This window comes from Citrobacter sp. KTE30 (genome assembly GCF_000398825.1).
Lineage (GTDB): Bacteria > Pseudomonadota > Gammaproteobacteria > Enterobacterales > Enterobacteriaceae > Citrobacter > Citrobacter freundii.
Window position 1 is genome coordinate 2,569,985 of the sequence record NZ_KB976055.1, and the last position, 15,159, is coordinate 2,585,143.

Sequence of the window (15,159 nt, forward strand, 5' to 3'; positions counted from 1 at the left end):
TTGGGTCAGGAGCATGGCATGTTGCGCATAATAGATACAGAAACCTGTGGTCTACAGGGAGGCATTGTTGAAATTGCTTCTGTCGATGTGGTTGACGGAAAAATAGTCAACCCAATGAGCCACCTGGTACGCCCTGACCGCCCCATCAGCCCACAGGCGATGGCTATCCATCGCATTACTGAAGCAATGGTGGCCGATAAGCCGTGGATTGAAGACATCATCCCGCAGTATTACGGCAGCGAGTGGTACGTGGCGCACAATGCCAGCTTTGACCGCCGCGTATTACCCGATATGCCCGGGGAGTGGATTTGCACCATGAAGCTCTCCCGTCGTTTGTGGCCGGGGATCAAATACAGCAACATGGCGCTGTATAAATCGCGCAAGCTGAGCGTACAGACGCCAGCGGGTCTCCACCATCACCGAGCCCTGTACGACTGCTACATCACTGCTGCACTTCTGATCGACATCATGCAGACGTCAGGCTGGACAGCCGATCAAATGGTCGATATTACCGGCCGTCCCGCGTTACTCACTACTTTCACTTTTGGTAAGTACCGCGGAAAACCGGTATCAGAAGTGGCTGAACGCGATCCGGGCTATCTGCGCTGGTTATTTAATAACCTTGATAATATGAGCCCGGAACTGCGATTAACGCTAAAACACTATTTGGATCACGCCTGAGCAGGCAGTGTTCCCTGCGCCAGTCCAATCAAAAAAGCGTACTCAAGAGCCACACCTTCGTAAGATTTAAAACGCCCGGATTTACCGCCGTGTCCGGAATCCATATCCGTGCAAAGTAGCAGCAAACGATCGTCCGTTTTCAGCTCACGCAGTTTTGCCACCCATTTTGCTGGTTCCCAGTATTGCACCTGGGAATCGTGTAATCCCGTCGTGACCAGCAGATGCGGATACGCCTGCGCGGTTACATTGTCATACGGACTGTAGCTTTTCATATAGGTGTAATACTCTTCGTCCTGCGGATTACCCCACTCTTCAAACTCACCGGTCGTCAGGGGAATTGATTCATCGAGCATTGTGGTTACCACATCGACAAACGGCACCTGAGCAATAACACCATGGAAGCGTTCCGGGCGCTCATTAATGGCGACGCCCATTAACATGCCCCCGGCGCTTCCTCCCATGCCATAACATAACTCAGGCGCGCCATAGCCCATTTTTAGCAGCGCATCACAGACGTCGAGGTAATCATTAAAGGTATTTTTCTTGCGCAGAAACTTACCGTCCTCGTACCACTGTTGTCCTAATTCACCACCGCCACGCACATGGGCAATGGCGTAAACAAAGCCGCGATCCAGTAAGCTTAAACGGCTGCTGCTGAAATCGGCATCCATGCTGGCGCCATATGACCCATAGCCATAAACCAGTAACGGATTTTTTCCTTTCAGGAAATACTTTTGATGATAAACCAGCGAAACCGGAATCTCAGTGCCATCACGTGCCGTTATCCATACGTGTTCGCTACGGTAATTCGCCGCATCAAATCCGGGGACCTCCGTCTGCTTAAGCACACGACGTTCCCCGGTGTCCATATCCAGTTCAAACAATGTGTCCGGGGTAGTCATGGAGGAATAGCCATAGCGCAGGCGCGATGTCTCCGGCTCTGGATTATAGGCAAGCCAGGTCACATATGCCGGATCGTCAAAGGCGATCCCGACCACTTCGCGCGTTTTACGATTAATCTGCCGCAGGCTGGTTAAGCCCCGCTGACGCTCTTCTACCACCAGCCAGTCGGTGAATAACGTAAAGCCCTCCAGCATCACGTTGTCACGCGGAGGGATCAGCGTCTCCCAGGCTTGCTCATCACGAAAACGGGTACGGTACAGGCCGAAATTTTTCCCCTGACGGTTGGAGCGCAGATAAAAATTGTGCTGATAGTGATCGAGACTGTATTCGTGGTCTTTGCGTCGCGCTAAAAAGACCAACGGTTCGGCATCTGCCAGTTCTGCATCAAGCAACAAAACTTCACTGGTGGTCGCACTGGCAATGTGGATAATCACATAATGCAATGATGTGGTTTTATGCAGACTGACATAAAACATGTCATCGGCTTCTTCATACACCAGCTCATCCAGTGACGATGGCGAGCCGACTGTATGTCGCCAGACCTGATACGGCAATAACGTCGTTTCGTGCTTGCGCACGTAATAGAAAGTCTGAGAATCATTCGCCCATACCAAATCCGCTTCGACGTTTTCCAGCACTTCCGGATACCAGTTGCCGCTTTGCAGGTTGCGAAAACGCACGCCATATTGCCGGCGAGAGAGATAATCTTCGGCCAGTGCCATGATGGTGTTATCCGGTGATATCGCCAGTCCTCCCAGCGTATAAAACTCGCTGTGTGCCGCGCGCTGGTTCCCATCCAACAAAGTGTCCCAATCATCCCACTCTTCACTGAAGGCAGACTGACGCTGATAAATGGCATATTCGCACCCCGGTTCATAAATATGCCGGTAGCGATAACCATTCTTCACATAGGGGGCAGAAGCATCCTGAGGCGGGATACGGTCGATAATCTCTTTCAGGACGCGATCCTGCAAAGCCTGCTGCGAGGCCATAACCTGACGGCCATACGCATTTTCTTGTTGCAGATAATCCAGCACTTCTGGCTGCGAGCGAGTGTCATCTCGCAACCAGTAATAATTATCAACACGAGTATCGCCATGCTGCGTCATGGCGTGGGGAATACGAGAAGCTTTTGGTAGCATGTCATTGTTCTTTTGCTTAAACATCCTATAAGGGTGGCAAAAGACAGCAATGATGCAAGCGAAACATGCGCCTTAGCGGTAAGTAATTAACCCGGTAACGCCTGTTTTTGTTCCTTGAGATCCTGTTCAATGCCTTCACGAACATCCTGCGGGATCTTCAACGCATCGCCCAGCGCATTGAGATAACTACGTTCCATAAAGTGGTCGATATCAATCGCCGCACAGCTCAGGAAGTAAATTTCTAGCGCTTCTTCTTCGTTACGGATCCCATGCGCCAGTCGTTGAGGGTCTAACGGTTGTTCGATGGCGCGTTCAATCAGAATGCGGCCCTGCTCTTCCACGCCCGCTTCACGGAGCTGCTGCTCAATGGCGCTACGTTCTTTGGCATCAATATGGCCATCGCTTTTCGCCGCAAAAACCAGCGCCAGAATCAGACGTTCAGTTCGCTCATCCAGCGGTGAGCTTTGTGCGCCAAACTGCGGCTCATCCTGATGCGCTACGCGAACTTTATCCTTGTACTTGTTCCATAACACAGTCCCGGCAACCGCGCCGCCGCCCACCAGAAGCGCGCTGGTGCCGTATTTACTCAGTAATTTACGAGAAGATTTGTTGGCAACCAGTAATCCTGCCAGACCGCCTAACGCGCCTGGAACCAGAAGTTTACTCAGCCCTTGCTCGCCAGAAGATGACGCGGAGGAAGCTTTTTGCCCAAGAAGAGATTGTAGTTGATTTAGCCAGTTAGCCATTTTGCCCCTCAAGTACAGACGAATAATCATCAAAGCGTACCCGAGGGGATGTCAGGAAGTGTTCAGGTCATCAAAAGATGTGCAAATACCTCCGTTACTGCGGCTGATACTCCGCTGTTCCGGCTTTGCAGTCGACTTTTACCTGATAGTGAATATCCGCACTTTTACCGCGAACCGTCAGGGGAACTGACCATTTCCCGTCTTTGCCCGTAATATCGGGCGTGTTTACCCAGGCGACAGGATCGGCTTGCCCGACGCGCTTTTGATCGTCAGCCCAGCGCGCAATGCGATTTTGTTGATAATCACGTTTCACGCTCGCCGCAATACCGTTAGCGTCCAGTCCCTCACACTTGGGGAACTGGACGTTTTTGCTTTCCATATTTGCCGCAAATACAGATACGCTGGCAGACAGCAGCAGCAGGCTCAATAACGTTCTTTTTTTATACATTCTTTTCTCCTTAATCTCCCCTTCGTCATTCAGATTGCCTCTAGCAACGTGAAGTAACGTCAGGGATTGCACAATGATTCAGGGAAAAGCATGGTACAAAACGTCAGGAGCGCAAGTCGTTTCAGGCAGCCTGAGTATCATCCCCAGCGTGCGCATCGTTTTCGACAGCCTGCGGCGAAGGCAGCTTGCCATTTTTCAGAATGGCGCTCAGCACATCTTTTTGCTCAGCCAGCCACAGGGAAAGCGCTTCGCGCTGCTCGTCTTCAAGCGCTACCGGCGATTGCTCCAGCCATGTATCGAGCAGATCTGCTGTATCCAGCATTTTGTCATACGCATCGGCTTCCTTTTTGCTGGTAAACGACATTTTTTCCTCACCTTCCCGAATGACTACGTATTTAACTTCAACCGCCATTTTGCAGCCTCTTAAATTACCTGTATTTATGTACAGTATATTCTTTTTAAGCCCTGAAATCAACCTGGTAATAAAGACAGACGCAAACGTTTTCGTATATACTGCGCCCAGATAAAACAGGGGATTAATTTATGACGTTATTAGGCACAGCGCTGCGTCCAGCAGCAACGCGAGTGATGTTATTAGGTTCGGGAGAACTGGGTAAAGAAGTAGCAATTGAATGTCAACGCCTGGGTGTGGAAGTCATTGCCGTGGATCGTTACCCCGACGCGCCAGCCATGCACGTTGCCCATCGCTCATACGTTATCAACATGCTGGATGGCGAAGCATTACGCCAGCTCGTCGAGCGTGAAAAACCACATTATATCGTGCCGGAAATTGAGGCGATCGCCACGGATATGCTGGTAAAACTGGAGCAGGAAGGCCAGCGTGTTGTGCCATGTGCAAGAGCAACGCAACTGACCATGAACCGGGAAGGAATCCGTCGCCTCGCCGCCGAAGAATTGTCTCTACCGACCTCTTCTTACCGCTTTGCTGACAGTGAAGTCCGCTTTCGCGAAGCCGTCGCTGAAATCGGCTACCCTTGCATCGTGAAACCGGTAATGAGTTCATCCGGTAAAGGACAAAGCTTTATCCGTTCAGCCGATCAGCTCGCTGCAGCCTGGGACTATGCTCAACAGGGCGGTCGGGCTGGTGCCGGACGCGTTATTGTCGAAGGCGTAGTGAATTTTGATTTTGAAATCACCCTGCTAACCGTTAGCGCCGTTGATGGCGTGCATTTCTGCGCGCCGGTTGGACATCGACAGGAAGATGGCGATTATCGCGAGTCCTGGCAGCCGCAACAGATGAGTGAACTGGCGCTGGCGCGCGCGCAGGAGATTGCCCGCAAGGTGGTTCTGGCGCTGGGTGGTCACGGACTGTTTGGCGTGGAGCTGTTTGTCTGCGGTGATGAGGTGATTTTCAGCGAAGTCTCCCCTCGCCCTCACGACACGGGTATGGTGACCTTAATTTCGCAGGATCTGTCTGAGTTTGCCCTGCACGTACGTGCATTTCTCGGTCTGCCCGTTGGCGAAATCCGCCAGTATGGGCCTTCTGCTTCCGCTGTTATTCTGCCGCAACTTACCAGTCAGAATATCACGTTTGATAACGTGCAGGCCGCTGTAGGTGCGGGTATGCAAGTTAGGTTCTTTGGCAAACCGGAAATCGACGGGAGCCGTCGTCTGGGCGTTGTGCTGGCCACAGCACAGAGCATTGAAGATGCGGTGATACGCGCGAAAGACGCGGCCGCACAGGTGAAAGTTACTGGATAAAAAAACGGGCCGAATGGCCCGTTACAGATTCGATGCCCGGTAGTGATTACCGGGCATTTTGCGCAATTATTGCTTCGCGCCTTCAACAGCCTCACGAGCCAGTTTGGTAATGCGATCGTAATCACCTGCTTCCAGCGCATCTGCCGGAACCAGCCAGGAACCGCCGATGCACAGCACGCTTTTCAGTGCCAGGTAGTCGCGGTAATTCGCTGGAGAGATACCACCGGTTGGGCAGAAACGGACCTGTGAGAACGGACCCGCAATCGCCTGCAGCGCTTTAGTACCGCCATTTGCTTCAGCAGGGAAGAATTTGAACTCTTTCAAACCGTAGTCCATACCCAGCATCAGTTCAGATACGGTGCTGATACCAGGGATCAACGGAATAGTGCCTTCAGTTGCGGCTTTCAGCAACGGCTCGGTCAGACCCGGACTGATAGCAAACTGTGCACCGGCTTCGGTAACTTCAGCCAGCTGTTGTGGATTCAGTACAGTACCTGCACCAACGATAGCGTCCGGAACTTCTTTTGCGATCGCGCGAATGGCATCCATCGCACATGCGGTACGTAGGGTCACTTCCAGAACGCGCACGCCGCCTGCAACCAGCGCTTTTGCCATCGGCACTGCGTGTTCCAGTTTATTAACCACGATAACCGGTACAACCGGGCCAGTGGTCAGGATTGCTTCTGCACTTGTCTTCCAGTTTTTCATCAGAGTTTTCTCTCGCCTGATTACAAAATAAGTCTTAAAAAGTGATACAGGTTGCGCCCTGTTCCGCACCGGACAGCTTTTCACGCAACGCGCTGAACATTTCACGGCCTGTGCCCACGCGCGATGCGCTGAGGTCAGGAATATGAGGCTGACGAGAAGCAAGTTCCTCTTCATCAACCAGCAGCGTCAATTCACCTGTCTGTCCATTCACACGAATGATGTCGCCATCGCGTACTTTTGCCAGCAGCCCGCCATCATAGGCTTCTGGGGTTACATGGATTGCTGAAGGCACTTTACCTGAAGCACCTGAAAGTCGTCCATCGGTAACTAACGCAATTTTGAAACAACGGTCCAATAATACACCAAGTGGCGGCATGAGTTTATGTAATTCTGGCATTCCGTTTGCTTTTGGTCCCTGATGGCGCACAACTACTACGCAATCACGATCGAGCAGTCCCGCATCGAAGGCAGGCAATACATCATGCTGACTTTCGAAAACAACCGCGGGCGCTTCAATCACCTGATTTTCTACCGGTACCGCCGACGTTTTCATCACTGCGCGGCCGAGGTTTCCACTCAGCACTTTGGTGCCGCCGTGGTGGGAGAAAGGCTGGTCAAAGGTGGCTATCACGTTGCTGTCCAGCGACTTCGCCGCACCTTCACGCCAGTCCAGCTCACCCTCGTTGAGCCAGGGTTCCATGGTGTAGCGCGATAAACCAAACCCGGCAACGGTGTTCACATCTTCATGCAGCAGACCCGCGTTAAGCAGTTCACGCATTAACACCGGCACGCCACCCGCCGCCTGGAAGTGGTTAATGTCTGCCGGACCATTCGGGTACAGACGCGCCATCAGCGGCACGATATCGGACAGATCGGAGAAGTCGTCCCAGTTAATCAGAATACCGGCCGCGCGCGCCATCGCGACCAGGTGCATTGTATGGTTAGTGGAGCCCCCGGTCGCCAGCAGCGCGACAATACCGTTGACCACTACTTTTTCATCGATCATTTTACCGATCGGCATCCATTCATTGCCGTTGCCGGTCAGACGCGTTACCTGACGAGCCGCAGCGGCGGTCAACGCTTCGCGCAGCGGCGCATCCGGGTGCACGAATGAGGATCCTGGCAGTTGCATCCCCATAAACTCCACTACCATCTGGTTGGTGTTTGCCGTGCCATAGAACGTACAGGTACCCGGTGCGTGATAAGACGCAGCTTCGGATTCAAGCAGCGCCATACGATCGACTTTACCTTCAGCATACAGCTGACGGATACGCACTTTTTCTTTGTTCGCCAGACCACTCGCCATCGGGCCGGAGGGAATAAAGATCGAAGGCAGATGACCAAATGACAGTGCCGCCATCACCAGACCCGGGACAATTTTGTCGCACACGCCAAGGAATAACGCGCCGTCGAACATATTGTGTGAGAGGCCCACAGCAGCCGACATAGCAATCACTTCGCGACTCAGCAGCGAAAGCTCCATCCCATCCTGTCCCTGGGTCACACCGTCGCACATCGCAGGAACACCGCCAGCGACCTGGCCTACCGCATTGGCTTCATGCAGCGCTTTGCGAATGATGTCCGGGTAATGTTCGTACGGCTGATGCGCGGAAAGCATGTCGTTATAGGAGGTAATGATCGCGATATTGTTACGCAGCATGCTTTTCAGCGAAGCCTTGTCATCCGGCTGGCAGGCAGCAAAACCATGCGCCAGGTTACCGCACGCCAGTTGTGAACGATGAACGGTAGTCGATTTCGCTTGTTCAATACGGGCAAGGTAGGCGGAACGTGTGTCGCGAGAACGTTCGACGATACGTTGTGTTACGCGTAACAAATTCGGATTCATAGAGGCTCCTAAAATTTATCTGTCAGAGCGTTGGAAAAACAATGTGTTTCAGTTGGGTTAAAAACAGCTGAATCGCTTGTTAGCCGTAGCTCAGGGGCAAAATCGTTTCAGGCAGTGTAATAAAAAAAGCCCCGCGGGTGAATCCACGCGAGGCTTAAAAGTGCAAAAATTATTCTACAATCTGTGTTAGATCATGTTACCGGTAAAATAACACCTATGGGCTAGATGATATTTTACTCGAATTCGTTCCAGGAACGACCATCACGGGTAATCATGGCCACAGAGGCAACCGGTCCCCAAGTACCGGCCTGATAAGGCTTCGGCGCGTCGTTGTCCATTGCCCAGGCTTCGGTAATAGAGTCGACCCACTTCCATGCTTCTTCAACTTCATCTCGACGCACAAACAGCGCCTGAATGCCGCGCATCGTTTCAAGCAGCAGACGCTCATAAGCGTCGGCCAGATGTGTTTGGTTGAAGGTTTCGGAGTAGCTCAGATCAAGTTTGGTAATTTGCAGGTTATGCTTGTGATCCAGACCCGGTACTTTGTTCAGTACCTGGATATCGACACCTTCATCAGGCTGCAAACGGATGGTCAGCTTGTTCTGTGGCAGGTCCTGCCAGGATTCTCTGAACAGGTTCAGCTCAGGCGTTTTGAAGTAAACCACGACTTCAGAGCACTTGGTCGGTAAACGTTTACCGGTACGCAGGTAGAATGGAACACCCGCCCAGCGCCAGTTATCGATATCCACACGGATTGCCACAAACGTTTCCGTGTTGCTGCTCTTGTTGGCACCTTCTTCTTCCAGGTATCCCGGAACTTTTTTGCCCTGGGCAAAACCGGCGGTGTACTGACCGCGAACCGTTTTTTCTCGCACGTTCGAACGATCGATGCGACGCAGTGATTTCAGTACCTTCACTTTTTCATCACGGATGCTGTCAGCGCTCAGATCGGACGGTGGAGACATCGCGATCATGCATAGGATTTGCAGCAGGTGGTTCTGGATCATGTCGCGCATCTGACCGGCCTGGTCGAAGTAGCCCCAACGCCCTTCAATGCCCACTTCTTCCGCCACGGTAATTTCTACGTGATCGATAGTGCGGTTATCCCAGTTGTTCACAAACAGGGAGTTGGCAAAACGCAGTGCCAACAGGTTCAGTACCGTCTCTTTGCCGAGATAGTGGTCGATGCGGTAAACCTGGCACTCTTCGAAATACTCGCCGACCTGATCGTTGATTTCGCGCGATGTTGCCAGTGACGTTCCTAACGGTTTTTCCATCACCACGCGGGCAGGCTTAGCATTCAGCTTTGCTTCACCCAAGCCTTTGCAGATTGCGCCAAAAGTGCTTGGTGGCATCGCGAAATAGTTAATAGTGGTACGTGATTTCTGATCCAGCATTTCACCCAGACGGCTAAATGCGGCGGTATCATTGACGTCCAGATTACAAAACTCCAGACGACCGCTGAGGGTCTCCCATAAACCTTCATCGATTTTTTCTTTCATGAAGGTTTCGAGCGCTTCGCGCACAACCTTGGTATAAGCTGCTTTGTCCCAGTCGGCACGCCCAACCCCAATGATACGGGTTTCCGGGTTAATCTGGCCGGCCTTTTCCAGTTGATACAGGGAAGGCAGCAATTTCCGTCGCGCCAGGTCGCCCTTCGCACCGAAAATGACCAGGTCACATGCCTGGGCTGTTTGCGTTACCGCCATGTCATTCTCCTCAATTAAGTGCCTGGTGCTTTTGCCAGACACTGGTTGTAATTTTATTACAGTGCACTGTACTGCTTTTACGTGAATCCGGAAACCGTAAACGCTTATCCAGCCGTGCTGTTACCGCGAACAGCCGCTTTATTGGCGTATAACCCATCAAAATGGATAAAAAAGTCGTATTTTCCGTACCCATGACGAAGTATGAAAATCCGACTCCGATCATGTAATGAAAAAAAACAACAACTATTCTGTCCATTTTGCCCCGTTGCTGCATTAGCAGGGGTAATATCTATACACTAAATTGTGTATCGGTTTCCCCGTATCGCTGAAATCGTTTTTGCCCATGACCCATGAGTCTACCTACATCATGAATATGCTGGAAAAAATCCAGTTAAAACTGGAACATTTGAGCAAGTCAGAGCGTAAAGTCGCCGACATTATTCTTGCCTCTCCCGAGCGGGCAATCCATTCAAGCATCGCCGCACTTGCTGTAGAAGCGAATGTCAGCGAGCCAACGGTGAACCGTTTTTGTCGCAGCATGGACACCCGCGGCTTTCCTGATTTTAAACTGCATCTGGCGCAAAGTCTGGCAAATGGCACCCCTTATGTTAATCGCAATGTGGATGAGGATGACAGCGTAGAATCTTACACGGGGAAAATCTTCGAGTCAGCGATGGCAAGCCTCGACCACGTTCGCCAGTCGCTGGATAACGCGGCGGTAAACCGGGCGGTAGATTTATTAACCCAGGCGAAGAAAATTGCCTTCTTTGGTTTAGGTTCTTCCGCCGCGGTAGCGCATGACGCGATGAATAAATTTTTCCGCTTTAACGTGCCGGTAATTTATTCCGACGATATTGTTCTGCAACGCATGAGTTGTATGAATTGTAGCGACGACGACGTCATTGTGCTTATTTCTCATACCGGAAGAACCAAAAGTCTGGTTGAACTGGCGCAGTTAGCGCGGGAAAACGATGCCATGGTTATCGCCCTCACCTCTCCCGGTACGCCACTGGCACGGGAAGCCACGCTGGCAATTACCCTCGATGTACCGGAAGATACTGACATTTATATGCCCATGGTCTCTCGACTTGCTCAACTGACCGTGATAGATGTGCTGGCTACAGGATTTACTTTGCGCCGAGGGGCAAAATTTAGAGATAACTTGAAGCGTGTCAAGGAAGCGCTCAAGGAATCGCGTTTTGATAAAGAATTACTCATCAAGAGTGATGACCGCTAAAAGCAATAACAATGTTCTACCCTTTTATCATCCGGGTTGTTCATTTACCGTTAATGTTTGAGAACGGCCGGATCAATGTTCACGCAACACCAAGTTGTTTCAGTCAACGGAGTATTACATGTCCAGAAGGCTTCGCAGAACCAAAATCGTTACCACGTTAGGCCCGGCAACTGACCGCGATAACAACCTTGAGAAGATTATCGCCGCGGGTGCGAACGTCGTACGTATGAACTTTTCCCACGGCTCTCCAGAAGATCACAAACTGCGGGCGGATAAAGTCCGTGAAATTGCCGCAAAACTGGGACGTCATGTAGCTATTTTGGGTGACCTGCAGGGACCTAAAATCCGCGTATCCACCTTTAAAGAAGGTAAAGTATTCCTTAACGTTGGCGACAAGTTCCTGTTAGACGCCAACCTCGGCAAAGGCGAAGGCGACAAAGAAAAAGTCGGTATTGATTATAAAGGGCTGCCTGCTGACGTCGTGCCTGGCGATATCCTGCTGCTCGACGATGGTCGCGTACAGCTTAAGGTGCTGGAAGTTCAGGGCATGAAAGTCTTCACCGAAGTCACCGTCGGTGGCCCGCTATCCAATAACAAAGGCATAAACAAACTGGGCGGCGGTCTCTCTGCTGAAGCCCTGACCGAAAAAGACAAAGCCGACATCATTACCGCAGCACAAATCAGCGTTGACTATCTGGCTGTCTCCTTCCCGCGCTGCGGCGAAGATCTGAATTATGCCCGCCGTCTGGCGCGCGATGCCGGTTGCGATGCGAAAATTGTCGCCAAAGTAGAACGTGCAGAAGCCGTCTGCGACCAGAATGCGATGGATGACATCATCCTGGCTTCTGACGTAGTGATGGTAGCCCGTGGCGACCTGGGTGTTGAAATCGGTGACCCTGAGCTGGTAGGTATTCAGAAAGCGTTGATTCGTCGCGCGCGCCAGCTGAACCGTGCGGTCATCACCGCTACGCAGATGATGGAGTCGATGATTACCAACCCAATGCCGACTCGTGCGGAAGTGATGGATGTGGCTAACGCCGTCCTCGACGGCACCGATGCCGTGATGCTCTCTGCAGAAACAGCAGCAGGTCAGTACCCGGCGGAAACCGTCGCGGCGATGGCGCGCGTCTGTCTCGGCGCTGAAAAGATACCGAGCATCAACGTCTCTAAACACCGCCTTGACGTGCAGTTTGATAACGTTGAAGAAGCGATTGCGATGTCAGCGATGTACGCTGCTAACCACCTGAAAGGGGTCACCGCTATCATCGCAATGACGGAGTCCGGTCGCACTGCGCTGATGACTTCTCGTATCAGTTCCGGCCTGCCGATTTTCGCGATGTCTCGTCATGAGCGCACGCTGAATCTGACCTCCCTGTACCGCGGTGTCACCCCGGTTCACTTCGACAGCGAAACTGACGGCGTCGTTGCCGCCAATGAAGCGGTGAACCTGCTGCGCGATAAAGGCTACCTGGTTTCTGGTGACCTGGTGATCGTGACCCAGGGCGATGTGATGAGCACCATTGGCTCAACCAACACCACGCGTATTCTGACCGTAGAATAAGTCGCTTAAATGTAAAAAAGCCTCTCGTTTGAGAGGCTTTTTTTTATTTCTTCGGATAGAGATCTTTGCGCTTATAGGGCTCAATCTCGCCGGGTTTACGCGTCTTAAGCAGTTTCAGAATCCAGGTGTATTGTTCGACATGAGGCGTGACAAAAATCTCCACCTCTTCGTTCATCCGTCTGGCAATGGTGTGGTCATCCGCCGTCAGGATGTCATCCATCGGTGGACGAACATGGATCGTCAGGCGGTGCGTTCTCCCATCGTATACGGGGAACAGCGGTACCACGCGCGCGTGGCAGACCTTCATCAGACGTCCAATCGCCGGTAACGTTGCTTTATAGGTAGCAAAAAAATCAACAAACTCGCTGTGTTCAGGCCCATGGTCCTGATCCGGCAGGTAGTATCCCCAATATCCCTGACGGACAGACTGAATAAACGGTTTAATGCCATCATTACGCGCATGCAAACGACCACCAAAGCGACGGCGTACCGTGTTCCAGACGTAATCGAATACCGGGTTCCCCTGATTGTGGAACATCGCAGCCATTTTCTGTCCCTGGGACGCCATCAGCATCGCCGGGATATCTACCCCCCAGCCATGTGGAACGAGAAAAATAACTTTTTCATCGTTGCGCCGCATCTCTTCGATGATTTCCAGGCCCTGCCAGTCAACCCGACTCTGAATTTTCTCCGGGCCACATATTGCTAATTCAGCCATCATGACCATCGCCTGAGGCGCAGTTGCATACATATCATCAACAATGGCTTCACGCTCAGCTTCGCTACGTTCAGGAAAGCAGAGGGATAAATTGATCAATGCTCTGCGACGGGAGCTTTTTCCCAGTCTTCCGGCGAGCCGTCCGAGTTTTGCCAGAATAGGATCACGAAATGCTGCCGGCGTTAACGCAATACCAGCTATCGCCGCCACCCCCAGCCAGGCGCCCCAGTAGCGCGGATGGCGAAATGATTTGTGAAACTCAGGGATATACTCAATATTCTTTTTTTTCGTTTCCATGCTCTTCCAGTGTCTGGTGCCGCGAAAAGTAAATCTGCTGATAGTGTAGCGGCGCACCGTGCGCCGTACAAAATAAAAAAGCCGGCACGCATAGCGTACCGGCTTTGTCAGTGTACTAATTAATCAAAACGTAGCTGAGGCATAACCTCTTTCACCTGCGCCAGGTAATCGGTGCGATCCGAGCCGGTCAGACCCTCTGTACGCGGCAGTTTCGCCGTCAAAGGGTTCACGGCCTGCTGGTTAACCCATACTTCATAGTGCAGATGCGGCCCCGTTGAACGCCCGGTGTTACCTGACAGCGCGATACGATCGCCACGTTTCACTTTTTGACCTGGTTTCACCAACAGCTTACGCAGGTGCATATAACGCGTGGTGTAGGTGCGACCATGACGAACCGCAACATAGTATCCGGCAGCGCCGCTACGCTTCGCTACAACCACTTCACCATCGCCCACCGACAGTACCGGCGTCCCCTGCGGCATCGCAAAGTCGACACCTTTGTGCGGCGCTACGCGTCCAGTCACCGGATTCAGGCGACGCGGGTTAAAGTTCGAGGAAATACGGAACTGTTTCGCCGTCGGGAAACGCATGAAGCCTTTCGCCAGCCCGGTACCGTTACGGTCATAGAACTTACCGTCTGCTGCACGGATGGCATAATAGTCTTTGCCTTCAGAACGTAAACGCACGCCCAGCAGTTGGCTTTGCTCGCGCTTGCCGTCCAGCATTTCGCGAGACATCAGCACCGAGAACTCATCACCTTTTTTCAGTTTGCGGAAATCCATCTGCCACTGCATGGCCTTAATCACTGCGCTGATTTCAGAGCTGGTCAGCCCGGCATCTTTGGCGCTGGCGACGAAGCTTCCGCCCACCGTGCCTTTGATACGACTGTTAACCCAATCGCCCTGTTGCATTTCGCTGCTCATTTTGAAACCCGTCGCAGTGCGATCGTAAGTACGGGTTTCACGGCGGGATACTTCCCAGGTCAGACGCTGCAGGTCACCTTCCGCGCTTAAGGTCCAGGAAAGTTGCTGACCAATTTTCAGATTACGCAGCTCTTTATCGGAAGCAGCGAGTTGACTGATATCGCCCATATCGATGCCGTACTGATTCAGAATACTGCTCAGCGTATCGCCAGTGGAGACGACATACTCATGCACACCAGCTTCACCAGACGTTTTGTCATCCAGTTCATCCTGTGGAATGGCTTCGTCTTCTTGTGCAGCCTGATCAATAGGTTCGCTTGCCTCAGGCAACAGTGAACGAATCTCGCTTTTTTCCAGCTCGATAGTTTTAACGGTGGGTGCAGAATCGGGATGGTAAACATAAGGCCGCCAGACGGCGACGGCCAATGTCAGTACGGTAAGCGACCCCAGCATAACGCGATGGGGTCGCGGCAGATTATTAAATGCCAGAGCGACAGAGCGGGCTATCTGTTGCACGT

Annotated in this window: 13 protein-coding genes; 4 read left to right on the forward strand and 9 right to left on the reverse strand. The window is 52.1% G+C overall.

Annotated features, from left to right (window positions below; translation table 11 throughout):
• Window positions 1-18 precede the first annotated feature (18 nt).
• Window positions 19-681: an exodeoxyribonuclease X gene (gene exoX / locus WC1_RS10835; protein ID WP_003841659.1), complete on the forward strand. Its 663-nt coding sequence runs from the start codon at window positions 19-21 to the stop codon at window positions 679-681.
• On the opposite strand, the gene ptrB is transcribed toward exoX, so the two are convergent.
• The 4 genes from ptrB to yebG form a co-directional block, all read right to left on the reverse strand.
• Complete coding sequence (ptrB, locus tag WC1_RS10830) at window positions 672-2,726, reverse strand: oligopeptidase B (RefSeq protein ID WP_196809695.1); 2,055 nt, start codon at window positions 2,724-2,726, stop codon at window positions 672-674. The two genes, exoX and ptrB, sit on opposite strands and share 10 nt — an antisense overlap.
• Window positions 2,727-2,812: 86 nt before the next feature.
• Window positions 2,813-3,472, reverse strand: coding sequence for a tellurite resistance TerB family protein (locus tag WC1_RS10825; RefSeq protein ID WP_016150461.1), 660 nt, complete (start codon window positions 3,470-3,472; stop codon window positions 2,813-2,815).
• 94 nt (window positions 3,473-3,566) lie between these two features.
• Window positions 3,567-3,920, reverse strand: a complete 354-nt coding sequence (yebF, locus tag WC1_RS10820; protein ID WP_003034909.1) for a protein YebF — start codon at window positions 3,918-3,920, stop codon at window positions 3,567-3,569.
• A 121-nt stretch (window positions 3,921-4,041) separates the two neighbouring features.
• Window positions 4,042-4,332 carry a DNA damage-inducible protein YebG gene (gene yebG, locus WC1_RS10815; RefSeq protein ID WP_003034906.1) on the reverse strand — a complete coding sequence of 97 codons (291 nt, stop codon included), beginning with the start codon at window positions 4,330-4,332 and terminating at the stop codon, window positions 4,042-4,044.
• Window positions 4,333-4,463: 131 nt separating this feature from the next.
• Between yebG and purT the strand changes: the two genes are divergently transcribed.
• Window positions 4,464-5,642: a formate-dependent phosphoribosylglycinamide formyltransferase gene (gene purT / locus WC1_RS10810; protein WP_003034904.1), complete on the forward strand. Its 1,179-nt coding sequence runs from the start codon at window positions 4,464-4,466 to the stop codon at window positions 5,640-5,642.
• Between the two features lie 66 nt (window positions 5,643-5,708).
• Here the strand turns inward: purT and kdgA are convergent, their stop codons facing one another.
• The 3 genes from kdgA to zwf form a co-directional block, all read right to left on the reverse strand.
• The gene (kdgA, locus tag WC1_RS10805) at window positions 5,709-6,350 is read right to left on the reverse strand and encodes a bifunctional 4-hydroxy-2-oxoglutarate aldolase/2-dehydro-3-deoxy-phosphogluconate aldolase (protein WP_003034901.1); all 642 of its coding nucleotides are present in this window, start codon (window positions 6,348-6,350) and stop codon (window positions 5,709-5,711) included.
• A 34-nt stretch (window positions 6,351-6,384) separates the two neighbouring features.
• Window positions 6,385-8,196: a phosphogluconate dehydratase gene (gene edd / locus WC1_RS10800; RefSeq protein ID WP_003841668.1), complete on the reverse strand. Its 1,812-nt coding sequence runs from the start codon at window positions 8,194-8,196 to the stop codon at window positions 6,385-6,387.
• A 233-nt stretch (window positions 8,197-8,429) separates the two neighbouring features.
• Window positions 8,430-9,905: a glucose-6-phosphate dehydrogenase gene (gene zwf, locus WC1_RS10795; RefSeq protein WP_003034896.1), complete on the reverse strand. Its 1,476-nt coding sequence runs from the start codon at window positions 9,903-9,905 to the stop codon at window positions 8,430-8,432.
• Window positions 9,906-10,272: 367 nt separating this feature from the next.
• Here zwf and WC1_RS10790 point away from each other — a divergent pair, with 367 nt between their 5' ends.
• Together WC1_RS10790 and pyk are read left to right on the forward strand one after the other, a co-directional pair.
• Window positions 10,273-11,142 (forward strand): MurR/RpiR family transcriptional regulator, encoded by an 870-nt coding sequence (locus tag WC1_RS10790; RefSeq protein WP_003034893.1) that lies wholly within the window; start codon window positions 10,273-10,275, stop codon window positions 11,140-11,142.
• Between the two features lie 118 nt (window positions 11,143-11,260).
• Window positions 11,261-12,703 (forward strand): pyruvate kinase, encoded by a 1,443-nt coding sequence (pyk, locus tag WC1_RS10785; protein WP_003034890.1) that lies wholly within the window; start codon window positions 11,261-11,263, stop codon window positions 12,701-12,703.
• Between the two features lie 43 nt (window positions 12,704-12,746).
• On the opposite strand, the gene lpxM is transcribed toward pyk, so the two are convergent.
• Entirely contained in the window at window positions 12,747-13,718 is a 972-nt protein-coding gene (lpxM, locus tag WC1_RS10780; protein ID WP_016150462.1) for a lauroyl-Kdo(2)-lipid IV(A) myristoyltransferase, read from the reverse strand.
• A gap of 119 nt (window positions 13,719-13,837) precedes the next feature.
• Window positions 13,838-15,157 carry a murein DD-endopeptidase MepM gene (mepM, locus tag WC1_RS10775; RefSeq protein ID WP_016150463.1) on the reverse strand — a complete coding sequence of 440 codons (1,320 nt, stop codon included), beginning with the start codon at window positions 15,155-15,157 and terminating at the stop codon, window positions 13,838-13,840.
• Between the last annotated feature and the right edge of the window lie 2 nt (window positions 15,158-15,159).